Source organism: Streptomyces sp. NPDC002785 (assembly GCF_040295565.1).
Taxonomy (GTDB): domain Bacteria; phylum Actinomycetota; class Actinomycetes; order Streptomycetales; family Streptomycetaceae; genus Streptomyces.
Genome location: NZ_JBEOVN010000131.1, coordinates 1 through 22,121 on the forward strand (window position 1 = coordinate 1; position 22,121 = coordinate 22,121).

The following is a 22,121-nucleotide window of genomic DNA, read 5'->3' on the forward strand; positions in this document are numbered from 1 at the left end:
CCCGCCCACCGGGCCCTCTCTGTGCGGGTCGCGGCCCGGATGGATGCCGGTCCGCGGTCCCTCGCGACGTCCTGTCAGGCGTCCATGGCCATCGCAAGGCTCTTGGGCCGCATGTCGGTCCAGTTCTCGGTGATGTGGTCGAGGCAGGCCTGCCGGGTCTCCTCGCCGAACACCACGGTCCAGCCGGCCGGCACCTCGGCGAACGCGGGCCACAACGAGTGCTGGTTCTCCTCGTTGACCAGGACGTAGTAGCTCGCGTTGTCGTCTTCGAACGGGTTGGTCGCCATGTCGGGGCTCCTTCGCTGCTGCGGATTGCGGATGCGGTCGGGGTTCGGGGTCGGGGTCGGTCGGTTCAGGCGGTGCTGGAGCGGACGGAGGAGACGAAGCCGGGCAGCCGGTCCACTCCCCAGAACTTCTCGTAGCCGTCGATGAAGAACGGGACTCCGAAGACGCCGTCGCGGTAGAGCGAGTTGAGAGCTCCGAGACCGTGCTCGCGTACGGCCGGATCGTCGCACGCGGTGGAAAGGCGCACCGGGTCCAGGCCGATCCGCTCGGCGATGTCCGCGATGACGGCCGGGTCGGAGATGTCCTGTCCCTCCTCCCACCTGGCCCGGTAGACCGCTGCGATGAACTCCCGTCCGTGGCCGAGTTCGTCGGCCACCAGGTACGCCAGGTGCGACACCTCCCACCGGGGGCGGCGATCGACCGGCCACACCATCTCCAGGCCGCGGTCGCGGGCCAGCCTCCGCACGTCCTGGAGGATGTAGAGGTGCTTCTCCTTCGACATCGCCACGTACGGCAGACTGATGCCGGCCTGCTCCAGGTGGCCGCTCGCCGCCTCGTCCGGCTCCCAGAAGGGGAGCCAGTCGATGCGATCCGCGACGTCCCGGTGGTCGGTCATCAGGTCCCGGTAGGCCATCCACGAATAGGGGCTGCGGAACGAGAAGTACCAGCGTGGCCTCCGTCGGGCCATCACCGCCTCCAAACACACTGAATACTGCCGCCGGTCACGGTTCGAACCGGGCGGGGCGGGACGGACGGGCCGGGTCTTCCGGGCCGTCCGGTGGTCAGATGGTGATGCCACCATCGATCTGCAGGACGGAACCGGTGATGTACTCGGCCCTGTCCGACACCAGATACGCGACGAGGTCGGCGACCTCATCGGCACGGCCCATGCGGCGCAGCGGGATCGTCCGGGTGACGTCCTTGCGGGCCTTGTCGTTCATTGCGGCGACCATGTCGGTGTCGATGAACCCGGGGGCGACGGCGTTGACCCGGACCCCGGAGCGGCCGACCTCCTTGGCCAGCGACCGGGAGAAGCCGATGATGCCGGCCTTCGAGGCGGAGTAGTTGCTCTGGCTGGCGTGTCCGTACACCCCCGCTACGGACGAGATGTTGACGATCGCCCCGGTGCGGCGCTTCATCATCGAGAAGGCGACCGCGCGGCACAGGTGGTAGACGCCGTCGAGGTTGGTGTCGATGACCTGGTGCCACTGGTCGTCGTCCATCAGCACCAGGGGGTTGTCGCGGGTGATCCCGGCGGCGGTGACCGCCGCGTCGACGGGGCCGAGCGTGTCCTCGGCCTCCTCGACGAAGGAGCGCACGGCCGGGCCATCGGCGACGTCCGCCCGCCGGGACATGACACGTACGCCGAGTTGGCCGGCCTCCTTCTCCAGCTGCCGGGCCGCCTCGTCGTTGGCGCGGTAGCAGAAGGCGACATCGAACCCGTCGCGGGCGAGGGCCAGTACGCACGCCCGTCCGATCCCGCGTGAACCGCCGGTGACGAGTGCCACCCGAGAGGTGTTGTCCTGCATGTTCTTTGCTCAGCTCGCTTCGGGTCTCAGGACTTCGGCCGGGCGGAAGGCCATGACGATCCGGCCGACGGTCATCACCGTCTCGCCGTCCACCAGGCTCTCGCCCTCGAACATCACGGTGTCGTCCACCCTGCGTCCGGCCCGGACGCGGTGCTCCAGGACGTCGCCGGGCAGAACGGTGCGGTGGAACTCGACCCCGGTCATGCCGCCGAAGAGCATGACCTGGCCGGCCAGCACATCGGGGTTGGGGTCCTCCCAGGTGGCCAGGACGCCCGCGGACTGGCACCAGGACTCCACGAGCAGCGTCTTCGGGTACCCGAAACCCTCCTCGGGAGTGTCCGGGCCCAGGCCCGCGTACCAGGGCTCGTTGCAGGTGACCGCCTTGAGGGCGGTCAGCGCGCGGCCGGGTTCGACATGCGTGACCCGGTCCACCAGCAGCATGGGGTAGCGGTGCGGCAGCCTGCCGCGGATCTCCGCCTGTCCGTTCACGTCGTCGCTCCGTCCGTGGTGCGGCGGTAGCGCAGGCGCACCGACGCGGCGTCGCCCCTGCCGGAGCGGATCTTCGCCCGGCACTGCCACGCCACGCCGTCCACCGGCTTCCAGTCGATGTCTGCGGTCAGTTCGTCGCCCGGGTACACGGGACCGGTGAACCGGGTGCTCTCCACGGCCACGAGCTCGGGGTCGGGCTCCTCGGCGGGTGACGTGGCGAGCACGCTCAGGTGCACGTACTCGACGAGGCACACGCCGGGGAAGATGGGGAACCCCGGGTAATGGCCGGGGAGCACCGTCTCGTCCGCGGTCACCGTGAACCGGGTGGAGGTGCGCCCCTCCTTCTCCTGCGGCAGGACCTCGACCGCGCCGGAGAGCACACCAACGGCCCGCGATCCGGACCGGGTCACGGCGGGGGCCGGGACGTCCGGACGCGACTCGGCGAGGACCTCCATCAGACGGCCTGCAGCTTTCCGGCCAGCAGGTCGTACGCGCTCTGCAGGGTGACGATCTGCCGCAGCTCGGACTCCGGCAGCTTCACCCCGTACTTCTTCTCCAGGACGACCACGACCTCCAGGGCCATGAGGGAGTCGACCTCCAGGTCGTCGACGAACTTGGCGTCGTCGGTGACCTCGGCGACTTCGACATCCAGTACCTGGGCGACCGTCGAGCGCAGTTCTTCCTTGTCCAGCACGGTGGTACCTCTCTCAGCGTTTCGTTCTTCGGTTTCGGCGGCGGGGCGGACGGCCGGTGGGCCGGCCGGTCAGTGCAGCCGGAGCAGGGCGCAGCCGACGGTTCCGGTCCGGTCGACGGAGGTGACGAGGCCGACCTTCCCGGCCACGGCGCGGTTGTCCTCCGCGTGAGCCAGCAGAGCGGCGGTCTGGAAGGCGGCGGAGGCGGCGCCGGTGTCGCCGATCAGTCCGACCTGGGTGAGATCGGCCGCGTCCATGCCGGCCAGCAGCTCGCCGACGGCCGCGGTCTCGGCGTCGCCCTCCGCCCCGGGGGCTCCGGAGCGGGCGACGGCAGCGATTTCCGTGAGGTCGACGCCGGACCGGCGCAGTGCGCGGCGCAGGCAGGCCACGAGGCTGTCGGCCACGTCATCGCGGAGTACGACGCCCAGTTCGACGGCGAGGATCTCGGCCAGCACCGGCTGTCCGGCGTCCTCGCCAGCCGCGGGCTCGACGAGGAGTACGGCGCAGCCCTCGCCGAGCGGCGCGCTCGGCGAGCCGTCACCGGAGTGGTGCTCCAGCCAGGCGCGGGCGGTGGAGTACTCCTCGGCGGCCCCGCACAGCACGGTCTGGGCACGGCCCGCCGCCAGCAGCCGGCGGGCGTAGTTCAGGGCGTGCAGCCCGGCCGCCCGGCCGCCCGCGATGGTCGTGTTGGGGCCCTTCAGCTGGTACCAGATGGCGCTCTGGCCGGCCGCGCAGTTCATCACGGTGTTCGGGAAGCGCGCCGGGTCGACGAAGAACGGCTGGTCGCCGGTGAGCGAATCCCGTGTGAAGTCCATCATGCTCTGGGCGCTGCCGGTGGTGGTGCCCAGAGCCAGCGCGGCGCCCTCGCCGGTGCCGACGGCAGGGCTCCGTTCGGTGTCGTCGAGCAGCGCCCCGACGGCGGTGACCGCCAGACCGGTGACCCGGTCCATGGACCGGGTGCCCTTCTTGCCGAGCACCGTACGGACCTCGAAGCCGGGGACCAAGCAGGCGTCGTCCCGGGGCCCGGCGGGGCCGGACTCGTCGAGCACGGCGACGGTGGGGCGTTGCTCGCGTACCCCCTCGGCGAACGCGGTCCGGCCGATGCCGAACGGCGACACCGCGGACCACGCGGTGATGACAGGGCGCCCGGCGCCCGTTGCGGTGGTGCTCATGTCCGCCACGATTCCCTTCGGTTCACAGGTAACAGACCATTCGGTACTCGGGCCAGCGCAGGGCCGTGTCGCCGTCGGCGGCCGTCAGTACCCCGTCCAGCAGCCGGTCCGGGCCCAGTCCGTGTGCGGCCAGGGCCGACTCCTCGGCGTGGACCCGGACCCCGGCGTCCATGAGGACGCGCAGGTCGCGGCGGGGGTCGCTGAGGGTGTCCAGGGTGCGGCCGCCGATTCGCAGGGCGGGTACCGGCTCGGCGCGCACGCCGTAGGTGACGGCCCGGCCGCGCAGCAGCAGGTCGAGCCCGCCGAGCTGGCGGTGCAGCTCCACCGCCAGGTACAGGGCGTCGAAGAACTGCTTCTCCAGCGCCCCGCGGTAGGCCTTCTCCACGATGGCCAGCGTGCGCCGTCCGGGCACGCCGATTTCCTCGGTGGTCCGTACGTCGCCCATCACAGGACCCCCACCAGCAGGGTCGTGCGGGCCGCGGCCACGTTGGCTCCGTAGCCGGCCGGGGGCCGCATGACGACCTGCGGCAGGTGGTCCGCCGCACCCCGGTCGTCGCTGCAGAACCGGCAGCCGTACCAGTGCAGCCGGCCCGGGAACGTCTCCAGCATGTCCTTCACCAGGGCCGCCGTGGACGGATACACCCCGTTCCAGTCCGCCAGGTTGCGCGGCTTGTCCTCGCCCAGCGCGTTCTGGGTGAGCAGGGTGGCGTTCCCACAGGTCCACACCTGTACGGCACGACCCTGTTCCAGCAGTGCCTGGACCAGGCGCAGCGCGCTGGTGGTGCGGTCCGACTCGTGCGGTGAGCCCATGAGGGTGACCAGTACGTCGGTGGGCGGAATGCGGCGCGCCATGTCAGTGCCACACCGCCTGTACGCCGGGGCCGGTGATCCAGCCGGCCAGTTCGTCCATGTCCGAGACCTTCGCCCGGGGGCGCAGCGGAACGTGTTCGATGCCCCGCTGCACAAGGGAGAAACGGTCGACGGCCAGCCGGCCGCCCGCCGCCTCGAAGCGGTCCAGCTCCTCGTCGGTCCCGGGCCGGGCAAGGAGGCAACCGTCCTCCACCAGGTACATCAGCACCGGATACCCGGCCCGGGCCTGCGCCGCGGCGTCCCGCCTCAGGCCGGCGTCCACCGGGGCGCACGGCCCGTGACTCTCGATCAGCAGGATCCGCGGCGTTTCCCCGCCGCTCCCTCCCCAGGCGCTGCTCACTGCTGCCGTGCCGTGCCGTTGAGCGCGTCCAGCACGTGCTGGTCGAAGTTCTCCAGACTCCAGTCGCGGCGGTTCTTGATGACCGCGTAGCCGTGCACGATGGTGCCCGTGGCGGTCTTGAGGAGGCCGCCGTCGCGGACGACGTACCAGTTCATCCGGGTGGTGTAGGTGAAGTCCTTGAAGACCTCCTCCACCTCGTAGGTGGTGTAGAGGTCCTCCTCCATCATCGCCTCGTCGAGGATCCGGATCTCGGACCGCGGCACGACGGGGATCCACCGGCGGTCGTCCAGCAGCGTCTTGATGGAAATGCCCCGGTCCGCGACGAACCGGTCCTTGCCCTCCTCCATCAGCCTCAGGTAGCCGGACATCTGGAGGCGCTCGGTGAAGTGGCAGTACGGGTACGGGATGTTCCACTTCCAGCCGTGGGCGTTCTTGCCCTCCAGCAGCTCCTCCAGGACCGTGTCCTCGGAAGTGAACGGGGTGAGCGGCGCGGGCTCCGTACCGGCTCCGAGCCGGTCCACGGCGAAGCGGGCGAGCTCCTGGGGCACCTCGCCCGCGGAGTCGAGGTAGGTGTCGATCCGCAGGGACACGCGCACCTTGGAGGTGACGGCCTTGAGGATCTCCCCGCCGCGTTCCACGGACACGGTCACCTTGAAGCCCAGCGTGCCGTCCGCGTCCTTGGTGAACGGCACGACCTCGGCGGTGGCGATGTCGTCCATGTGGAAGGCGTGCAGGATACGGGTGTCGATCCCGACGATGTCGAGGCCGAGGCCGTGCTCCTCGTACAGGCCACGGGCCGGAAGGGCGGTCTGCCGGAAGTGGTCGAGGACCGCTTCCTCGACCATGTAGTTCACGTGCTTGAAACCGATCCAGGTGCAGATGTTGGAGCCCTCGTAGCGGGGGCGGACCTGGACGGAGGTCGTCTCGGTGAGGAGCGCCTTGACGGCGGTCTCGGTGACGATGGTCATCGACGGTGCTCCAGAGCTGTGTCGGGGACGGGCTCGCGCTGCGGAGCGCCGGTCCCAAGGGAGTTGACGAAAGTGACGGTCTCGGAAGCGAACCGTTCCGCTTCCTCGATCATCGGGAAGTGCCCGCAGCCGGGGAGGACGAGTGCCCGCGCGTCCGGCAGCGCGGCGGCCAGCGCCACGCTCTCGCCGGGCGGTGCCGCGAAGTCCTTCTCGCCCCCCAGCACCAGACAGGGCACGGTGACCCGGCCCGTCTGGAGCTGCGGAGTACGCAGGTAGAGCTCGAAGAAGCGCAGCCAGCCGTACGGGCCCACCCGGTCCCGTACCCGCTCCCCCATCGCCGCCCGCAGGGAGGCGGGAAGCCGGTCGCCGGAGTGGACCCGCAGGCCCTCCTCCATGATCAGGTGGAAGTCGTTGAGGTAGTAGCTGATGGTGTCCCAGTCGAACTCCTCGGCGGTGCGCCGGTAGAACGGCGACACCAGCACCAGGCCGCGGATCCCGAAGCGGGTGAGGGCGTCGCCGCCCCGCCGGCTCTCCCGGTCGACGAGGTCCAGCAGGACGTCCGCCGACATGGAGTGCGCCACCACGATCTCCGGGCCGCCCGGGACCGCGGCCAGCACCCGGGCCAGGGGGCCGACGAGATCACTGTCCGTGCCCCAGTCCGGCACCCCTTCGGCGCTCCAGGGCAACCGGGCCGACCACACCTCGTACTCGGGGGGCAGGAGCCCGGCGCTACGGTCCCAGACGCTGTCGTTCTCGGCCAGTCCGTGGATCAGCAGCAGCCGGGGGCCGCCGTTGCCGGCGGTATGCCGGCGGACCGTGCCGGGGCCGAGGCCGTCGGGCGTCTCCATCAGAAGGTCTCCGGGGCCGGGGGCGGCAGCAGCACGAGTCCGGCCGAGGCGTCGTCCGCGTCGGTGCCGCAGACCGCGAACACCGGCCCCGCGCCGCCCTCGTCGAACAGGCCGACGGCCGTCGCGCACTGCAGCACACCGAGCGCGCCGGACGCGCGGCCGGAGTGCTCGGGCAGGGCGGTCCGCTCCACCCCGGGCAGCAGGCCGGCGCCGACACCCACGGGGGGCGTGTCAGGAAGGTGCCACCAGGCAGGGGCCGGCGCACCGGAGGCGGCCAGCCGCTCCAGAACCGCCCCGACACCGGCCGTACGGACGTACCGGCCGAGTACGGCGCGGACTCTCGCGCCCCGGGTACGGGCCGCTTCCGCGTCCTCCAGGACTACGGCGGCACCGCCGTCGACGGCGTGCCGGCCGCCGAGCAGCCGGCGCACGACGTCGTTGTCCGGCTCGACGCCGACGACGAGCACCCGGTCCACGCGGCCGGCCGTGATCATGGTGACGGCCCAGTTGACCGCGTCCAGGCCGGAGGTCGCGCCGTTGCACACCATCAGGTTGGGACCGCGCAGGCCGTAGCGGATGGCAGCCGAGGAGGCGATGACGTTGCTGGACGCGTTCGGCAGGTCCATCGGGCTGGTCGCCGTGACGGTGCCCTCCCGCAGGGTGTCCAGGGCGCGGACGACGGTGTCCAGGTTGCCGTAGTTGGAGCTGACGACCACGCCGACGTCTTCGCTGGACGCCGTGCCGTCCTCGCCGAGGAGACCGGCGTCGGCCAGGGCCGCGGAGGTCAGGCAGTAGCCGAGCTGGGTGGCCCGGTCCTTGTAGCGCAGGCCCTTCTTGCCCACCAGGGCGGCCGGTTCGACGGGCCCGGCGCCCGGCGCGGGGCCGGCGGCCAGGGCCTTGGCACAGTCGGCCCCGGGAATCAGGACCGAGACTCCGCTGACGACGACGCTCACGGGGCGGCCTCCACAATGGCGACGGCGTTGATGCCGCCGAATCCGAACGCGTTGAGCTGTGCCACGTTCATCGACGCGGACGCGGCGTCACCGGTCACGAAGCGGAATTCCGCGGCCTCCTCGACCGGCCGCTCCAGGCCGACGGTGGGCGGGACGCGTCCCTCGTTGAGGGCGGTGACACCCATGACCAGACCCATCAGCCCGGACGCGCCGGAGGTGTGGCCGGTCATCGACTTGATCGCCGTCATCAGCGGACCGCCCGCGGCGTCGCCCAGCGCGTCGGCCATCGCCGTCGCCTCGGCCTCGTCGTTGAGCAGGGTCCCGGTGCCGTGCAGCATCACCAGGTCGATGTCCTTCGGCTTGACGCCCGCCATGTCGTACGCCGTGCGCATCGCCTTCGCGATCCCTTCCGGGGAGGGCGCGGTGACGTGGAAGGCGTCACAGTTGACGGCGACGCTGCGCAGCAGGGCGTGCGGCCGCCTGCCGCCGGTTTCCCGGCTGAGCACGACGGCGGCGGCGCCGTCGCCCATGAGGACTCCGGTGCGGTCCCGGTCGAAGGGCCGCACCTGGTCCGGCGGGGTCGGGTGGACCCGCTCCAGCAGTCCGTACATGCTCTCGGTGAGCACGTCCACGCCCGCGACGATCACCGTGCCCGGCGCGTGGTCGCCCTCGTCGGCCAGCAGGTCCGAGCCGAGCGCCAGCGCGTACAGCGAGGCGGAGCAGGCGTTGGAGAAGGTGTGCGTCACATCGGCGTTGAACCGCTCGCGCAGCGCGGTGCCGAAGTGCAGGCCGGTGTCGTCCAGGTCAGTGCCCTCGCGCCACCAGAGCTCCAGGGAGCGCAGCTCGCGCAGCCCCGTCCCGATGAGTATCGGTATACCGGAGAGGTCCTCGCCCAGGCCCGCGTCGGCCGCCGCCTGGGCGATCGCGTCGATGAGCAGCGCGGTGGCGCGGGCGGGTACGTCCCCGCCCCCCGCGGGGCGGTTGTCCACCTCGTAGGCGTGCTGCGCCCGGAAGCGGGTGCGGTCGAACCCCCGCAGCTCGGCGCGTCCGGTGCGGCCCTGGCACAGGTTGTCGAAGAGTGTCCCGACACCTCTCCCGGTGCTGGCCACGGCGCCCATCCCGGTGATCGGGCGGCTCAGCATGCTTCCTCCTCGGGTCGGTCGTACCGGCCGAGGAGGACCACGGCGTTGTTGCCGCCGAACGCCAGGCCGTTGTTCTGGACGACCTTGAGGTCGGCCTCGACGGCCTGGTTCGGCACGCAGTCGACGTCACACTCCGGGTCCGTGGTGACGTGGTTGATCGTGGGCGGGATGAAACGGTTGGCGATGGCCAGGGCGCAGCCGATGGCGCCCAGGGCGCTGGCCGCGCCCATGCTGTGGCCCAGCATCGACTTCATGGAGACGGTGCGCGGCGGGGTGCCGAACACCTCGCGGATCGCGCCCGCCTCGGTGATGTCGTTGGCCTTGGTCCCCGTCCCGTGGGCGGAGATCAGGTCCACCTCGGCCGGTTTCACGCCCGCGTTGTCCAGGGCGAGTTCCATGCAGCGCGCGACGCTCGCCCGGTTGGGCGCCACCTGATGGTGGGCGTCGCAGTTGAGGCCGTAGCCGAGCACCTCGGCGTAGATGGTGGCGCCGCGTTCCAGGGCCGACTCCAGCCGTTCCAGGACGAGCACCCCGGCGCCCTCGCCGGTGAGGATGCCTTTACGGTCGGCGTCGAAGGGTCGGCAGTGCTCCGGCGCGATGGTTCCCAGCCGGTAGAAGCCGGTGAACGTCTTGCGGCACATGGCGTCCGCGCCGCCGCAGAACGCGTAGTCCGCCTCGCCAGAGCGCACCGCGTCGAAGCCGTAGCCGATGGCGTAGTTGCCGGCGGCGCAGGCGGTCGGAACCGTGACGGCTTCGACATCGGCCAGTTCGAGCTCCTGGGCGATGGCGACCGAGAGCCGCCCGGCGGGAATCCTCCGGGCCACCACCGGGTCGAGCGTCTCAGGTCCGTCCTTGAGTTCGGCCTCGACCAGCTGATCGAGGTCGTAGGACTCGCCGTCGGTGGTGCCGATGGAGATCAGACCCCGCCGGCCGCGCAGATCGGCAGCGTCCAGCCCGGCGTCCTCCAAGGCCATCCGGGCCGCGGCGGCCGAGAACTGCGCCGCCCTGCCGAGCTGTTCCGTCTCCAGGGTGCGGATCCAGTCCAGCGGATCGAATTCGACGATCTCGCAGCCGTTGGCGTGGGCGAACCCTTCGGTGTCGAACACCGTGATGGGCCGGGCCCCGCTGCGGCCCTCCTTCAGCCCTGCGAGAAACTCCTTCACCCCCAGCCCGATGCTGGAGACCACTCCGAGTCCCGTCAGGACCACCCGGTGCCGTCCCGTTGCCCCCGGGCCGGCGTCGTGCACTGCCGACATGCCTACCTCCCTGTCCACGTCCGACCTACGCGCGCGCCGCCCGGAGGCTTCGCGGGCGAGTCACCAGCCGGCCGGCTCCGAAACGACCTCGTACACGCCCGTGAGATTGACCATCCGCGGCAGTTCGGCCTGGTTGATGACCACGCCGAACTCCTTCTCCAGAGCCGCGAGGATCTCGATCGCGCGGAGCGAGTCAGCGTTGTGGTCCTCCTTGAAAAGGCTGGTTTCCGAGACCTCGTCCTCCTCGATCTCAAGAATGTCGCAGACGATTTCCCTGATGACGACAAGACGCTCTTCGCGCGTTTCAGCGGCCACGCCAATACCCCTTTCGTGAATTGCCCCACCGGCAATTCCAGTAACTTCCTGACGATTTCTAGGCCACGGCTATCCCCTCCGGCAAGCGGCATTGCAAAAAGCTGCCACGTAACCTTGCGGAATTTCTGCGGACGGTGGAGACGGCCGGATTTCGGCATGGTCCGGCCGCCTCCACCGTCCGCAGAAGGCACCGTCCGAGGGGACACCGCCCGGCAACCGGCACGGTCCGGCCGCCGCACGGTCCGGCGGCGTCGGGTCGGGCGGGCGGCGGGCCATAACGGGACAGGGACCGGAAGGGTCCCCGTCCGCACGGACGGGAACCCCCGCGCGGACGCGGACGGCCGGGGCGAGCCGGAGAGCCGGCACCGGGCCGGAGCAGGGCGGGTCAGTGCAGACGGGACGTCAGGTCGGCGACGAGGCCGTCCCTTTGCGGCACCAGGTAGAAGTGGTCGCCCTGCAGCACCTTCAGCTCGAAGCCCTTCGGAGCGACGCCGGCCCAGGCGTGCATCTCCTCCACGGTGACGTTGGGATCGCGGTCCCCGACGTAACCGATGACCGGGCAGCGCACGGGTACGGCGGGCCGGGGGCCGTTCTCGGCGTACCGCCCGACGATGGCGAAGTCGGCCTGGAGCGCCGGCATCACGAGTTCCCGGATGTCGGGGTCCTCCAGCAGCGCCGCGTCGGTACCGCCGAGCCTGCGGACCTCGGCGAGGACGGACTCCTCACCGCCCAGGTGCGCGCTGCGCGGCCGCTGCCCGTGGGGCGGCCGCTGGCAGGAGACGAGGAGAACACTCGGGCCGAAGCCGTGCTCCCGTTCCAGGCGGACCGCCACCTCGTAGGCGAGCGACGCCCCCATGCTGTGGCCGAAGAGTGCCAGCGGCTTGTCCAGGAGGGGCAGGAGCGCGGCGGTCACCGCGTCGGCCATCTCCTCCATGCTCTCGATGCAGGGCTCGGCAATCCGCTCCTGGCGTCCCGGGTACCGGGCCACCAGAACCTCGACGTCGTCGCCGAAGGCGTTTCCCCAGGAGTGGTAGAAACTCGGCGAACCGCCGGCGTGCGGCAGGCAGAGCAGTCGCATACGGGTCGAGGCGGACGGGGCGTACCGCCGGAACCACGTTCCGTCAATGGTGTTCTTCATGGTGTTCATGGCCACCGGTCTTCTTGTGTCGGGGGAGGTCGGTCCAGGGCAGCGCGGGCCACCGGGCGGCCGGACCGTCCGCGGCGGCACGGGCCGTCACACGGTACGGGCTGTCCGGGCCGTCAAGGGCTCTGCCCACGAGCGGCATGGCCGTCACACGGCGGCGAGGTCACGCAGGACGCCGGGGCCGTCCACGGCGGTCACCTCGACGTCGGGGGCGATCCGGCGGATCATGCCCGTCAGTACGCGCCCCGGCCCCAGTTCGACGAGCCGTCGGCAGCCCAGCCGTCCGGTCAGGGTCCGCACGCTCTCCTCCCAGCGCACAGGGGAGACCAGCTGACGCACGGCCAGCTCCGGCCAGTTCCCGTCGCCGGTGTACGGCTCCGCGTCCACGTTGGCGACCACCGGGAGGTGCCCCGGGGCGAACCGCACCTCGCGCAGGGTCCGGGCCAGGCGCTCGGCCGCAGGCGCCATGAAGGGGCTGTGGAAGGCGCCGCCCACGGAGAGGCGGATGAGTTTGGCCGCCACGCCCGGAGCCAGTTCAGCCGCCCTCCCGATGCCGTCCTCGGAGCCGGAGAGCCCTATCTGGCCGGGGGCGTTGACATTGGCCACCCAGGCGTCGAGCCCCTCGGCCCGCACCTCGGCGGCCAGTGCCTCGGCCTCCGGGAGTCCGGCCCCGACGAGCACGCCCATGGTGCCCGGGCGGAGTTGCGCGACGTCCCGCATGGCCCGCCCCCGGTCCGCCACCAGGGCGACGGCGTCCGGCAGCGTGAGCACTCCGGCCGCGGCCAGTGCCGCGTACTCCCCCAGGCTGTGCCCGGCGCACGCCACGGCGCCGTCCAGGGCCCCGCACCGCGCCGCCTCCGCGTGGGCCATCAGGCTCACCGTGAAGACCGAGAGCTGCGCCAGGTCGGTCCGGCGCAGCGTGTCGGTGGGGGTGCTCAGCAGCAGTTCCTCGACGTCCTCGCCGCAGTGTCGGGAGACCTCACCGACCAGGCTCCACGCGGCGGTGTCCCGCCAGGGTTCACCCATGCCTTGACGTTGCGTCCCCTGTCCGGGGAACACCAGACCGATCGGCGTCGGGTTCAACTCTCCACACCTTCCACGCGGCACATGGACAGAAACGGGGCCCGCACCCGGCGGGGTGGTTTCGGATGACGGGCCCCCGCTTACCCGTTCGCCGCGGGCCGGGGGAGTGAGGTCCCCGTGACCGCGCCGCGTGCCGGGTCACCGGCGGCACAGGAAACGCGAAGGCCGTCGGAGTTCTCGAGGTCGGGCCCGCTCGTTCGGATCACGCCGGGCTCGCGTGCCCTGATCCGGCCTGACCCGACCGAAAGACCCTGGGGGCGTCCGGACGTCCGCCCGAGGCGGACGCCGTTCGTGTCGTCCATGTCTAACCGGCCCCGCCGGACGGGTGCAACGAGGGCTACAGGAAGCTGCCAGCGCCGGGCGGGCCGTTTCGGGGGGGCGTGCCGTCCGCGCCGCGTGCGTCCCGCGTCGCTCCCCGGGCCGGTACGTCCTGCCGTCGCGCACCCCGTTGGACCGGCAGCCCGGATCCCCCCTTGGCCAGTCCGGCCGGCAGATGACCGGAGCCCTGCCGGCCCTTGGGCAATAACCCCAGCTCGGCCGCCCGGACCCCCGCCTGGAAGCGCGAACTCGCTCCGAGGAGTGCCATGATCTCCGCGACGTACCGGCGATAGGTGCGCACCGAGACGGAGAGTTCGCGCGCGGCGACCTCGTCGGTGATGCCGACCTGAAGGCAGTTCAGGATCTGCCGGGCCGCGTCGGCACGGCCGCGGTCACCGAAGTCGATCCGTTCCTCGACCGGGACCGCGTGGCGCCAGAGCCCCTCGAAGAGGGTGTCCAGCGTGCGGATCACGGTCGTGGCGCGGATCACCGAGGCCCGCCGCCCGACGACCGACTGCGCGGTCACCAGGGCAGCCGACCCGTCGACGATCAGCACCTGGAGCATGGGCACCCTGGCCACCCGCACCTCGTACGGAAGGCCCTCCAGCATGTGGAGCTGGACCACACCGTCGTCGAGCATCGCCTGGGTGCACAGGAGCCGCAGTTCGATGTTCTTCCGGCAGGGCGCCAACTCCCAGTACACGGAGCGGATCGCCTCGACGTGCTCCGAGTCGGCCAGCACGATGTCGATGGTCCGCTCGGCCTCGGCGACGAGTCCGAGGGCGGCCGACGCCACCTCGCCGCAGTCGGCGGAGACGGCGGTGATCAGCGAGTCCCGCACGACACGGTCGCGGTGTTTGACGACAGTGGCCTCGATCAGCCGGCGGACCTCCATGAGTGTCTGCTCCAGGTCGTCCGCGGGCTGTTCGTCGCCTTCGCAGACGTCTTCTGCGGGGCCCCCGGATTCCTTTGCGGTGTCGAACCGCGGCCGTCCGACAGAACAGGGATCGATCATGGCGTCGTGATTCTCTGCAGGGGGACATTGGTGCGCTCGGGCAGCAGTCCCATCTCCACGGCCCGGACTCCGGCCTGGAAACGGGAGTTGGCCCCCAGCTCGCGCATGATCTCCGCGACGTGACGACGGTACGTGCGCAGCGACACCTGGAGTTCGCGTGCCGCCACGTCGTCGGTGCGACCTTCACGCAGCCGTTCCAGGATGCGCCGTACCGACTCCGTCCGCAGGTGTGCGCCCGTGCGCTGGTACTCGGCGAGCGACCGGGCGTTGGCCCACGATCCGGCGAACAGCAGGTCCAGGGCGCGTGCCGACGCCGTGTCCTTGACGATCGCGGCGTGGCACGCCGTCTCGTGACAGGACTGTATGAGGGCGACCCGGCTGTCGACGATCAGCATGCCGCGCAACTCCCCCTCGGCGACCCGGATCTCGCACCGGGAGTCCCGGAAGTCGGCGGCGCTCGGCATGCCGTTGCTCACCGCCTGCGGCGTGCACAGCACTCGGACGACCGGGCCGCCCCGGGCACCCGCCCCGCTGCGCTCCGCCCGCTCCTTGGCGGGTGTCGTGTGGGCGGCGAGCGCCTCGAACACAGCAGAAACGTTCCTGCTCGCGGACAGTGCCGCGGAGACGGAGTGACGTGCCAGCCCGATGAGCCGGTTGGCCGTTTCGCCGATGTCGGCATCGTCCGCGCGTATGACGAGAGATTCGCGCGCCGGCCTGGTCCGGTGCAGCGACATCGTCGATTCGATCAGCGCACGTGCCTGAAGCAGCGCGTTTTCCACCCTGTTTATGCCTTCGGCCATATTGGCGGGGCAGTCGGCCGGTCCCGCTGGCCTGCCCATCGACGCTGTCCCGATCACTACCGGAAGCAGGTCTTCGCCATGGGTCTTGAGCATGGAAGTCTTCATTGCACCGATCATTTCCCCTGGTAATGCTCAGCGATATAATGCTCGCCCTTATCGAGGGCGAAATTATTGACTCCGATGTCAGGAATTGAATTCCCCCCAACCCCCACCCCACGGGGATCCGTAACTATTAATTCGTCTGACAATCACTCATTCATCGCCGATTCACCTGCCGGGAAAGAACAATTCACGACGTGGTCGATGTCCCGCAGGTCATCGCCGCGCGGACCCGCCCAGGAGGGGTAAGGCAACTCGGCTCCGAAGTCCCGACATTATGGGCTGGTCGCGAACCAGTCAACGCCGGGCGACAGGCATAGTCCCGGTAAAGTCCCCTCTTCACGGCAGACCTCGCCACCATTGCGCCCAAACCTCCGGCCGCGTGTCAGCAAGTTGCAGTGCTCCCGGGAGCCGCCCCGGGACGGGACACCAGCCGGATACGGATCGCATCAGAGTGGTGACGGTCGGTAATGTTTGCGGTGTGTGCTGTCCACTAGCTGTCATCGTTCGTCGGCCTGTCGGGGTGGTCCATCTGACGTTTCGGTACATGTCCGCGCCTCGTATCAACCTCGTATCAGCATCGAATCAGCCAGCGGACTCCCAGGCGCCCGGGATGTGGCGGACGGGGTGACCTGGGGTGGTGGCGGGGGGGCGACGGCCGTCCTGGCCGCGGACCTCGTCCTCCTGGGTGACTCCGAGAGCGCGGCGCCTGGGGCGCATGCGCACTCCGCGGCCGGCACCGCGCAGTTTTCCGGCGACCGGGCCTCGATGCGCCACGTCCCGGCCGGCCTGCTGGACACCGCGCCGGAGCGGATCCGCCTGAGCCGCAAGCCGTGCCCGGGCTGCGGGGGTCAGGAGCACGGCCCTCCGACGGTGCTGGACCCGCAGGTCACGTGCGGGTCGGCATCTCCCACGCGTCGGACTGCGGCATGCTCGCCGTGGCCGTAGCGCCCGGTGTGGACGTCGAACGAATGCGGGACATCCGTATGGAGGACCTCGCGGCCACCGCCTTGCCCCGTCCGGGGCGCGGCGACTGGACGGCTCGCCGGGAACGCGCCGCGCCGGTGCGTTCCTGTGTTGCTGGACCCGCGAGGAGGCCGCGCTCGACGCGGTCGGCGTCGGCATGTCCCGCCGTGTTCGGCGGGGGCATATCCGGCCACCGTGGCACCGCCGACGGTGCCGGCGGTGCCACGGTGCCCGCTGTGCCCGACATGACACGTGGTCTGTCACCGACCTGCCGATACCGACACCCTGGACAGCCTCTGTGGCCCTCCCTGCCGGGACGGCCGGCCCGGTCCGGCTGCGTGCTCACGCCAGAAATCGGGCCCGCCCCGGAGAAAAACAACTTTCGATATGCAGGCGGTAAAGTCATCGGCTGATTGAGTTCATTCTTCGAATTACACCCGCACGTTTTCTGTTCAATTCTGAACTATTTCGTCGGCCTGTCGTTCGAATACTCATCAGTAACAACTCTACCCTTCCCGCGGACCGGGCCGGGGCTTCCCCGCATCGCCACCCCCGGCGGTCGCCGGATTTCCCTCCGCACGTCGTCGGCCTCGCATGGTGCACGAACCATGATGGAGGGGGATCCCCGACCATCTGCCGGCGCCGGAGGAGGCGGAGAAGACTGACCGCGTCGTCGCCGCGCTCGGCACGCTCCTGGCGCTGGAGTGCGCGATCCGGCACGGAATCCTGCGGACTTCGGTGAGTTCATCGTTCATCAGGCCCGGCCCGGGGGTCGGTAGCCATTGGGTGAACGCGAGGGAGGCCTATGAGAAGCGCCACCTGAAGGGCGGGCCGGGGTGACACGAGTACCGTGCCGATCCACCCCGACCTCAGGACTTTCCCGTAATCCCTGGTGGGCGGGGGCGCTGGGGGACGCATGGGGGCAGTCACCCGTGGAAACCCGGTTTCAATCGTAAGGACATCGTGTCCTGAGGTTGACGTTCCGCCGATTTCCCGGCCCCGTTGCCGCATCGAGATCCATCCGCAACGTCTTCGTCTGCTCCTCGGCACCGTCTCGCACGTCACATTCACAAGTGCTGACACGACGACGCTGGGGGCAGGGGATGGAACGCCGGACATGGAAGTACGTGCAGACATGGCGAGGGGCACTCGGTGCACTGGTGGCGGGCGGGGTGCTGCTCACCGGGTGCTCGGGGGCGTCCGGCGGAAAGGGGTACACCTCCTCCGCCGATCGCCCGGGCGCCCCCGCACCCGCGCCCGCCGCGTCGGGCGGCGCGGCCGACAGCGACGGTGCGAAGAAGCGGGACGGGCTGCGGGAGTCCGCGCCACCCGACTATCTGTCCACCTTCGCCCTGGACGTCGACACCGCCTCGTACGGCTACGCGCGCCGCACGCTCGCCGACGGCAAGCTGCCGGAGCCGACCACCGTGCGGCCCGAGGAGTTCGTCAACAGCTTCCGCCAGGGCTACCGGCGCCCGACGGGCAACGGCTTCACCGTGAACCTCGACGGCGCCCGCGCCGGGGCCGGCGGCTGGTCACTGGTACGGGTCGGCCTGGCCACCCGGGCAGCCCCCGCCCGTGACGAACGCCCGCCCGCCGCGCTCACCTTCGTCGTCGACATCTCCGGCTCGATGGCCGAACCGGGCCGCCTCGATCTGGTGAAGAAGTCCCTGGACGTCCTCACCGACGAACTTCGCGACGACGACTCGATCTCCCTGGTCACCTTCAGCGACAAGGCGAAGACGCTGCTGCCGATGACCCGGCTGCGGGACCACCGCGGCACGATCCGCGACCGGGTCGACTCCATGGAACCCACCGACTCCACCAACGTGGAAGCAGGCATCCGCCGCGGGTACGACGAGGCCGTCGACGGCCGCGTCAAGGGCGCCAACAACCGGGTCGTCCTGCTCTCCGACGCCCTCGCCAACACCGGGGAGACCGCCGCCGAAGCCATCCTCGAACGCATCGACTCCGCCCGCCGCGAGTACGGCATCACCCTCTTCGGCGTCGGCGTCGGCAGTGACTACGGCGACGCGCTGATGGAACAGCTGACCAACAAGGGCGACGGCCACACCACGTACATCTCCGACGAGACCCAGGCCCGGGAGGTCTTCGTCGATCAATTGCCCGCACACCTCGAACTGACGGCGCGCGAGGCCAAGGCCCAGGTCGCCTTCGACCGGAAGACCGTCGAGCGGTTCAAGCTGATCGGTTACGAGGACCGGAAGGTCGCCGACGAGGACTTCCGCAACGACCGTGTCGACGGCGGCGAGGTCGGCCCCGGCCACACGGTGACGGCGCTCTACGCCGTACACCTGCGGGACGGTGCCTTGGGGCATGTGGCGACCGCGACCGTGCGCTGGCTGGACCCCAGGACCCGGGCTCCGCACGAGCAGACGGGGTCGGTCGGGACGAAGGCGATCGACGGTCCGCTGTGGGGCGGAGACAGCAAGCGACTCCAAGTGACCGCGGTCGCCGCGTACTTCGCCGATGTGTTGCGCGGCGGTCGGCTTCCCGGTGCGCCCGGTCTCGGTGAACTCGCCTCACACGCTGCCGAATTGGCGTCCGAGACCGAGGACGATTCGGTACGGAAGCTGGCGACCGCGATCGGACAGGCCGACCGGCTCAAGGGTGGCGGGGACGACAACGGGTCCGGGGGCGTACCGGAGGGCGAGATGGACTGACCGGGGGAGGCGACAGGCCGCACAGTCCTGCGAAAGGGGGCTGTGCGACCCGTCCGCCGACGCCATGATGTGCACCATGTCCTCCCTGTTTTCGGCGCTCGCCGTGATCACGACCGGCCTCTACGCCGGCTTCCCGTAGCCGCTTGAGCACCGAGCGTATTTCTACTCCAGTAGCTTTCACCCGGTGCAGTAGCTTGCCAACGCCGCCTGGAATCACCAGCTGCCGCGCAGCAGAGCAACCGGAGGGTCACACATGCCCCGAGAGGCGCCGTACCTTGCAGTAGCCGACGCGTTGCGCGCACGGATTCTCGCGGGAGAGTGGCAGATCGGGGAGCGCCTGCCGTCCCGGGCGAAGCTCGCGGAGGAGTACGAGGTCGGGCGCAACGTCATGCAGAGGGCCATGGACGGTTTGATCGTCAAGGGCCTCCTCGAAGGACGCGCGGGCTCGGGCACTTATGTCCGCATGCCGTGCGAGCGCCTGCGGATGGTCCGCTCGCGGCACCGCGAACGCCGGGACGGCTCCCCTTCCCGCGCCGGCATGAAGGAGCGGGGCAAGGCCTCCGCCTGGGATTCGCACAGCCGGACGCGCGTTCCCGCCCCCGAGGCGATCGCCGAGAGGCTCGCCATCAGTCCCGGAGACCTCTGCGTCAACACGCACTACGAATTCCTCGCCGACGGGCAACCCGTCCAGCTCTCCGAATCCTGGGAGCCGATGGCCATCACGGACGGAACGCCGATCGTGCTGCCCGAGACGGGCCCCCTCGCGGGAAAGGGGGTGGTCGAGCGCATGCGCTCCATCGGCGTGGACATCGAGACCGTGGTCGAGCTGCCGCGCCCGGCTCGTGCCACCCAGGCACAGGCGAACCTGCTGGGGATCAGCGTCGGGGACCTGGTGCTTCAGATCGAGCGGACCATCTACGACACCGGCGGACGTCCGGTGGAAACCGCCGACATGGTCATTCCGGACGCGCGCCGGGAAGTGGTCTACGAGTTCGCAGTCGACCAGCCGTAGCCCGTTGAACTCAGTAGAGCGAAATTTCAAAGCCGACAGCAGGTGACTCGAATGTCAGCACCCTCCCGGCTCGGACTCCTGCGTGATCCGGACTTCGGGCGTTTATTTGCCGCCACCGCGCTCGGCCAGCTGGGCGATCGCATCATTTTTCTGGCGTTGCCTCTGGTTGCAATCGTGGCATTGAATGCTGACGAGTTCCAGGTTGGATCACTGACCGCGATGACCACGGCAGGCTCACTCCTGGTCGGGCTACCGGCAGGCGCGTGGGTGGACCGTATGCGGAAGCGATCAGTGATGATCAGCACCGATCTCGCCAGGGCGGCGGCTCTCTTGACGATACCGGTGGCGTGGTGGTCGGACCTTCTGACGATCTGGTGGCTCTACGCAGTCGCGTTGGTTCATGGGGTTCTGACGGTCTTCTTCGATGTGGCGTACGTCAGCTATCTGCCGCACCTGGTGGGACGCGGCAATCTCGTTGAAGGAAACTCGAAACTCTCGGCGATACGATCGGTGACCAGTATCAGTGGACCAGGGATGGCAGGGCCGCTGGTCGGCTGGCTCGGAGCGCCTGCAACGCTTTTGGTGAGTTCGGCCGGGATGGCGATGTCGGGTCTGCTCGCGACCAGTATCCGCAAACGCGAACAGAAACCGGAGCCGAGTGAGCGCCCTCAACTTCTTCGAGACATCAAAGAGGGATTGAAGTTTGTTCTCAAGCATCCCACCCTGCGTGCAATCATCCTGGGGGATGCGATATTCAACCTTTTCCTGGTCATGTATCAAACCATGTTGCTGGTCTTCTTGGAGAGGGAGATAAACCTCGAGTCCTTCGGCATCGGCCTCATTCTGTCGGGAATGGGCTGTGGTGCCCTGCTGGGCGCGCTGTCGGCAACCACGGTCTCGAAGCGGGTCGGGCAGGGCCCGGTCATCTGGCTCGCACCGCTTGTCACCTGTCCGCTGACAGTCCTTATGCCGTTGGCGCATCCGGGTTGGAGCGTGTATGTGGCTGCGCTCGGACTCGCGTCCCTTTCCCTGGGCGGAGTCATCCGCTTTGTGGCTCAATCAAGTTTCCAGCAGACCCTCACACCGGATCGGCTCTTGGGCCGGATGAGCGCGACAGCCCGGTTCGTGTCCTGGGGCGGCATTCCGCTCGGCGGGCTTTTGGGGGGAGTCCTGGGCTCTGTTTTCGGAGCAAAAGCTACATTGTGGATCGGCGCCGCCGGCATGACGTTGAGCGTCCTCCCGTACTTCCTGTCACCGCTTCGAAGCTTGCGCGAATTGCCCAAGGAAGAAGATCCCGGGCCCGTGCGCTGAGGTTCGCAACGGCTGACACCAGTAGGTGGATCGGCCTTGATGGCCCTGTCCGGCAGGGGAGTTGAGTGTTCGATCCGGTGTGGGGACGTCGCCATGGATCGTGCCGGACAAGCTGCGGGACCGCCTTGAGCCACTGCCGCCGCAGCGCGACCGGCGCGCTCACCGGGCGACCCTCGTCCGCTGCCGCCCGCCGATGCCATCGCGGGGCCCCCGGCCACGTTCAACACGATCAACAAGTGGGCGTCGGGGATCTCCGACACCCTGGCCCTGGGCATCCTGTGCGAGGCACACGGCTTCGGTATTCCGACAGCCGTCCTCCCGTACCTGAACCCGGCCCAGGCCGCCCTTGCGTGGCGCTGCGAGCCTTGCGCTTACGCCGCCACTACGCCGAGCTCGCTAGCCTCGATCTTTCGTGACGGTCCGTCGGTTTCTCTGGCGGGCCGTTTCGGCGTTGTGGGCTGGTCGTGGGTAGGCCGGTGGCCCGGCTGTCGCGTCGGGTGGGCGCCGGGTTCCACGGCTCCGGTGGGGTAGTCAGGCTGTCGGGACGGATAACTCTGCTGGTCAGCCGGGGTTCGGGAGAGCGTCGAGCCGCTGGACCGCGCCTGTGATCAGGTCGCTCCAGGGCCAGTGACGGCCGAACCGGAGGTGTCGGCGGCGGGCAGTGGTGACGATCTGGGCGGCAGCGGAGAACAGCCGTAGCCGGAGCCGGCGGGGTTCCCAGAGACGGGGTTGGCCGGTCAGGGCGAGCATCGGCAGCCAGGCCAGCAGGTCGAGCGCGAGCTGGACGATCTCCAGCCAGATCTGGTTCTGCGCGGTGTCGTGCAGGGGAA

Annotated in this window: 25 protein-coding genes and 2 pseudogenes; 5 read left to right on the top strand and 22 right to left on the bottom strand. The window is 69.9% G+C overall.

The features are described 5' to 3' along the window. Positions 1-74 precede the first annotated feature (74 nt). The 21 genes from ABTZ94_RS25685 to ABTZ94_RS25785 all read right to left on the bottom strand — a co-directional run bounded on the left by ABTZ94_RS25685 (position 75) and on the right by ABTZ94_RS25785 (position 16,038). The gene (locus ABTZ94_RS25685; protein WP_351203829.1) at positions 75-287 is read right to left on the bottom strand and encodes an MbtH family protein; all 213 of its coding nucleotides are present in this window, start codon (positions 285-287) and stop codon (positions 75-77) included. A 65-nt stretch (positions 288-352) separates the two neighbouring features. After that, positions 353-973, bottom strand: a complete 621-nt coding sequence (locus ABTZ94_RS25690; protein WP_351203831.1) for a 2-hydroxychromene-2-carboxylate isomerase — start codon at positions 971-973, stop codon at positions 353-355. 94 nt (positions 974-1,067) lie between these two features. After that, positions 1,068-1,814 (bottom strand): 3-oxoacyl-[acyl-carrier-protein] reductase, encoded by a 747-nt coding sequence (gene fabG / locus ABTZ94_RS25695; protein WP_351203833.1) that lies wholly within the window; start codon positions 1,812-1,814, stop codon positions 1,068-1,070. 9 nt (positions 1,815-1,823) lie between these two features. After that, on the bottom strand, positions 1,824-2,303 hold the full coding sequence (locus ABTZ94_RS25700; RefSeq protein ID WP_351203835.1) for a 3-hydroxyacyl-ACP dehydratase FabZ family protein: 480 nt from the start codon (positions 2,301-2,303) through the stop codon (positions 1,824-1,826). After that, positions 2,300-2,758, bottom strand: a complete 459-nt coding sequence (locus ABTZ94_RS25705; protein WP_351203837.1) for a 3-hydroxyacyl-ACP dehydratase FabZ family protein — start codon at positions 2,756-2,758, stop codon at positions 2,300-2,302. The genes ABTZ94_RS25700 and ABTZ94_RS25705 overlap by 4 nt, the downstream gene beginning before the upstream one ends. After that, positions 2,758-2,997 carry an acyl carrier protein gene (locus ABTZ94_RS25710; RefSeq protein ID WP_351203839.1) on the bottom strand — a complete coding sequence of 80 codons (240 nt, stop codon included), beginning with the start codon at positions 2,995-2,997 and terminating at the stop codon, positions 2,758-2,760. The genes ABTZ94_RS25705 and ABTZ94_RS25710 overlap by 1 nt, the downstream gene beginning before the upstream one ends. A 69-nt stretch (positions 2,998-3,066) precedes the next feature. Further along, positions 3,067-4,167: a beta-ketoacyl synthase N-terminal-like domain-containing protein gene (locus ABTZ94_RS25715; protein WP_351203841.1), complete on the bottom strand. Its 1,101-nt coding sequence runs from the start codon at positions 4,165-4,167 to the stop codon at positions 3,067-3,069. Between the two features lie 22 nt (positions 4,168-4,189). Beyond that, complete coding sequence (locus tag ABTZ94_RS25720) at positions 4,190-4,612, bottom strand: hypothetical protein (protein ID WP_351203843.1); 423 nt, start codon at positions 4,610-4,612, stop codon at positions 4,190-4,192. Then, a complete protein-coding gene (locus tag ABTZ94_RS25725; protein WP_351203845.1) occupies positions 4,612-5,019 on the bottom strand; it encodes a hypothetical protein in 408 nt (135 codons plus the stop codon). Before ABTZ94_RS25725 ends, ABTZ94_RS25720 begins: the two co-directional genes overlap by 1 nt. A gap of 1 nt (position 5,020) precedes the next feature. After that, positions 5,021-5,377: a hypothetical protein gene (locus ABTZ94_RS25730; RefSeq protein ID WP_351203847.1), complete on the bottom strand. Its 357-nt coding sequence runs from the start codon at positions 5,375-5,377 to the stop codon at positions 5,021-5,023. Continuing rightward, the gene (locus ABTZ94_RS25735; RefSeq protein WP_351203849.1) at positions 5,374-6,345 is read right to left on the bottom strand and encodes an acyl-CoA thioesterase family protein; all 972 of its coding nucleotides are present in this window, start codon (positions 6,343-6,345) and stop codon (positions 5,374-5,376) included. The genes ABTZ94_RS25730 and ABTZ94_RS25735 overlap by 4 nt, the downstream gene beginning before the upstream one ends. After that, a complete protein-coding gene (locus tag ABTZ94_RS25740; protein ID WP_351203851.1) occupies positions 6,342-7,193 on the bottom strand; it encodes an alpha/beta fold hydrolase in 852 nt (283 codons plus the stop codon). The genes ABTZ94_RS25735 and ABTZ94_RS25740 overlap by 4 nt, the downstream gene beginning before the upstream one ends. Next, positions 7,193-8,146: a beta-ketoacyl synthase N-terminal-like domain-containing protein gene (locus ABTZ94_RS25745; RefSeq protein ID WP_351203853.1), complete on the bottom strand. Its 954-nt coding sequence runs from the start codon at positions 8,144-8,146 to the stop codon at positions 7,193-7,195. Before ABTZ94_RS25745 ends, ABTZ94_RS25740 begins: the two co-directional genes overlap by 1 nt. Beyond that, positions 8,143-9,288, bottom strand: coding sequence for a beta-ketoacyl synthase N-terminal-like domain-containing protein (locus ABTZ94_RS25750; RefSeq protein ID WP_351203855.1), 1,146 nt, complete (start codon positions 9,286-9,288; stop codon positions 8,143-8,145). The genes ABTZ94_RS25745 and ABTZ94_RS25750 overlap by 4 nt, the downstream gene beginning before the upstream one ends. Beyond that, complete coding sequence (locus ABTZ94_RS25755; protein WP_351203857.1) at positions 9,282-10,544, bottom strand: beta-ketoacyl-[acyl-carrier-protein] synthase family protein; 1,263 nt, start codon at positions 10,542-10,544, stop codon at positions 9,282-9,284. Before ABTZ94_RS25755 ends, ABTZ94_RS25750 begins: the two co-directional genes overlap by 7 nt. A 60-nt stretch (positions 10,545-10,604) precedes the next feature. Then, positions 10,605-10,859 carry an acyl carrier protein gene (locus ABTZ94_RS25760; RefSeq protein WP_351203859.1) on the bottom strand — a complete coding sequence of 85 codons (255 nt, stop codon included), beginning with the start codon at positions 10,857-10,859 and terminating at the stop codon, positions 10,605-10,607. A 385-nt stretch (positions 10,860-11,244) separates the two neighbouring features. Further along, positions 11,245-12,006 carry a thioesterase II family protein gene (locus tag ABTZ94_RS25765; protein ID WP_351203861.1) on the bottom strand — a complete coding sequence of 254 codons (762 nt, stop codon included), beginning with the start codon at positions 12,004-12,006 and terminating at the stop codon, positions 11,245-11,247. A 144-nt stretch (positions 12,007-12,150) separates the two neighbouring features. Further along, on the bottom strand, positions 12,151-13,086 hold the full coding sequence (locus ABTZ94_RS25770) for an ACP S-malonyltransferase (protein ID WP_351203863.1): 936 nt from the start codon (positions 13,084-13,086) through the stop codon (positions 12,151-12,153). Positions 13,087-13,423: 337 nt separating this feature from the next. After that, complete coding sequence (locus tag ABTZ94_RS25775; RefSeq protein ID WP_351203865.1) at positions 13,424-14,419, bottom strand: transcriptional regulator; 996 nt, start codon at positions 14,417-14,419, stop codon at positions 13,424-13,426. Continuing rightward, on the bottom strand, positions 14,416-15,324 hold the full coding sequence (locus ABTZ94_RS25780) for a helix-turn-helix transcriptional regulator (protein ID WP_351203866.1): 909 nt from the start codon (positions 15,322-15,324) through the stop codon (positions 14,416-14,418). Before ABTZ94_RS25780 ends, ABTZ94_RS25775 begins: the two co-directional genes overlap by 4 nt. A gap of 579 nt (positions 15,325-15,903) precedes the next feature. Further along, positions 15,904-16,038, bottom strand: a complete 135-nt coding sequence (locus ABTZ94_RS25785; RefSeq protein WP_351203868.1) for a hypothetical protein — start codon at positions 16,036-16,038, stop codon at positions 15,904-15,906. A gap of 1,349 nt (positions 16,039-17,387) precedes the next feature. On the opposite strand from ABTZ94_RS25785, the gene ABTZ94_RS25790 reads away from it, so the two are divergent. From ABTZ94_RS25790 to ABTZ94_RS37980, 5 genes and pseudogenes are all read left to right on the top strand, one after another. Next, complete coding sequence (locus tag ABTZ94_RS25790; protein WP_351203870.1) at positions 17,388-18,968, top strand: vWA domain-containing protein; 1,581 nt, start codon at positions 17,388-17,390, stop codon at positions 18,966-18,968. Positions 18,969-19,221: 253 nt separating this feature from the next. Beyond that, positions 19,222-19,980 (top strand): GntR family transcriptional regulator, encoded by a 759-nt coding sequence (locus tag ABTZ94_RS25795; protein ID WP_351203872.1) that lies wholly within the window; start codon positions 19,222-19,224, stop codon positions 19,978-19,980. A 51-nt stretch (positions 19,981-20,031) separates the two neighbouring features. After that, on the top strand, positions 20,032-21,291 hold the full coding sequence (locus ABTZ94_RS25800) for an MFS transporter (protein WP_351203874.1): 1,260 nt from the start codon (positions 20,032-20,034) through the stop codon (positions 21,289-21,291). A 61-nt stretch (positions 21,292-21,352) separates the two neighbouring features. Then, positions 21,353-21,496 (top strand): annotated as a pseudogene (locus ABTZ94_RS25805) (IS5/IS1182 family transposase); the annotation flags it as partial. Beyond that, a pseudogene (locus ABTZ94_RS37980) lies at positions 21,448-21,636 on the top strand (flavoprotein); the annotation flags it as partial. The pseudogenes ABTZ94_RS25805 and ABTZ94_RS37980, both read left to right, overlap by 49 nt. Positions 21,637-21,852: 216 nt before the next feature. On the opposite strand, the gene ABTZ94_RS25810 reads toward ABTZ94_RS37980, so the two are convergent. Further along, on the bottom strand, positions 21,853-22,121 hold a 269-nt coding region (locus tag ABTZ94_RS25810), incomplete at its 5' end, for a transposase (RefSeq protein WP_351203876.1).

Excerpts from the sequence above, each read along its gene's own strand:
- ABTZ94_RS25685 (WP_351203829.1), bottom strand. The coding sequence starts at position 287 with ATGGCGACCAACCCGTTCGAAGACGACAACGCGAGCTACTACGTCCTG.
- ABTZ94_RS25690 (WP_351203831.1), bottom strand. The coding sequence starts at position 973 with ATGGCCCGACGGAGGCCACGCTGGTACTTCTCGTTCCGCAGCCCCTAT.
- fabG (WP_351203833.1), bottom strand. The coding sequence starts at position 1,814 with ATGCAGGACAACACCTCTCGGGTGGCACTCGTCACCGGCGGTTCACGC.
- ABTZ94_RS25705 (WP_351203837.1), bottom strand. The coding sequence starts at position 2,758 with ATGGAGGTCCTCGCCGAGTCGCGTCCGGACGTCCCGGCCCCCGCCGTG.
- ABTZ94_RS25715 (WP_351203841.1), bottom strand. The coding sequence starts at position 4,167 with ATGAGCACCACCGCAACGGGCGCCGGGCGCCCTGTCATCACCGCGTGG.
- ABTZ94_RS25720 (WP_351203843.1), bottom strand. The coding sequence starts at position 4,612 with ATGGGCGACGTACGGACCACCGAGGAAATCGGCGTGCCCGGACGGCGC.
- ABTZ94_RS25725 (WP_351203845.1), bottom strand. The coding sequence starts at position 5,019 with ATGGCGCGCCGCATTCCGCCCACCGACGTACTGGTCACCCTCATGGGC.
- ABTZ94_RS25735 (WP_351203849.1), bottom strand. The coding sequence starts at position 6,345 with ATGACCATCGTCACCGAGACCGCCGTCAAGGCGCTCCTCACCGAGACG.
- ABTZ94_RS25740 (WP_351203851.1), bottom strand. The coding sequence starts at position 7,193 with ATGGAGACGCCCGACGGCCTCGGCCCCGGCACGGTCCGCCGGCATACC.
- ABTZ94_RS25750 (WP_351203855.1), bottom strand. The coding sequence starts at position 9,288 with ATGCTGAGCCGCCCGATCACCGGGATGGGCGCCGTGGCCAGCACCGGG.
- ABTZ94_RS25755 (WP_351203857.1), bottom strand. The coding sequence starts at position 10,544 with ATGTCGGCAGTGCACGACGCCGGCCCGGGGGCAACGGGACGGCACCGG.
- ABTZ94_RS25765 (WP_351203861.1), bottom strand. The coding sequence starts at position 12,006 with ATGAACACCATGAAGAACACCATTGACGGAACGTGGTTCCGGCGGTAC.
- ABTZ94_RS25775 (WP_351203865.1), bottom strand. The coding sequence starts at position 14,419 with ATGATCGATCCCTGTTCTGTCGGACGGCCGCGGTTCGACACCGCAAAG.
- ABTZ94_RS25780 (WP_351203866.1), bottom strand. The coding sequence starts at position 15,324 with ATGAAGACTTCCATGCTCAAGACCCATGGCGAAGACCTGCTTCCGGTA.
- ABTZ94_RS25785 (WP_351203868.1), bottom strand. The coding sequence starts at position 16,038 with ATGCGCCCCAGGCGCCGCGCTCTCGGAGTCACCCAGGAGGACGAGGTC.
- ABTZ94_RS25790 (WP_351203870.1), top strand. The coding sequence starts at position 17,388 with ATGGAACGCCGGACATGGAAGTACGTGCAGACATGGCGAGGGGCACTC.
- ABTZ94_RS25795 (WP_351203872.1), top strand. The coding sequence starts at position 19,222 with ATGCCCCGAGAGGCGCCGTACCTTGCAGTAGCCGACGCGTTGCGCGCA.
- ABTZ94_RS25800 (WP_351203874.1), top strand. The coding sequence starts at position 20,032 with ATGTCAGCACCCTCCCGGCTCGGACTCCTGCGTGATCCGGACTTCGGG.